Below are 616 nucleotides of genomic sequence, written 5' to 3'. Positions count from 1 at the left end.
CGTGAACGCTTGCAAACGTACTATCGACATCCGGCACAAGGTGAAACAGGTTAAACCCAAGGATTGCATCATAGGTCTGCCTCTGGTTCGGCGCGGCAACGTCCACGTTTCTGAACGAGATGTTGTGCACCCCGTCCGCTTTTGCCTTTTCCCGGCCAAAGTCCAACATGCCTTCGGAAAAATCACTCGCTGTAATATGTGCGACTGAGGGGGCGAGTAACAGGGCGGTCGATCCCGTTCCGCAGCCCAGTTCCAAGACGTTGCGCTGCTTTGACAGATAGGACCGTGTCCGTCCCAGCGTGTATTCGTAAGACTCCATGTCGCGAATGGGTGAACGCGAATATTTTCCGGCAATGCCGTCCCAGAACTGAGCAGTCGTCGTTGCCATGATCAATCTCCTTTCCGGCTCATTTACTCATGCGCAAATCGAATATGAATTGCCGAAATGCGCAGACACCTTATACATATTTGTATGTCCAAACTTGGGGATTTTGACTGGAACCACATCCGGGCGTTTCTGGCGACCGCAGAAACCGGATCGCTGTCGGCAGCCGCTCGTCAATTGGGACAGACTCAGCCAACGCTCAGCCGCCAGATCGCGGCGCTTGAGGCGGAT

General features: G+C 54.1%; 2 protein-coding genes. One reads left to right on the top strand and one right to left on the bottom strand.

The window, feature by feature from the left end:
* A partial coding sequence (locus ACR0CG_RS24085; protein ID WP_480528043.1) for a class I SAM-dependent methyltransferase occupies window positions 1-388 on the bottom strand: 388 nt, incomplete at its 3' end.
* Between the two features lie 84 nt (window positions 389-472).
* Between ACR0CG_RS24085 and ACR0CG_RS24080 the strand changes: the two genes are divergently transcribed.
* On the top strand, window positions 473-616 hold a 144-nt coding region (locus tag ACR0CG_RS24080; RefSeq protein ID WP_480528045.1), incomplete at its 3' end, for a LysR family transcriptional regulator.

It is taken from the genome of Ruegeria sp. AB8 (genome assembly GCF_056542605.1).
This window is presented reverse-complemented; position numbering and strand designations above follow the sequence as displayed.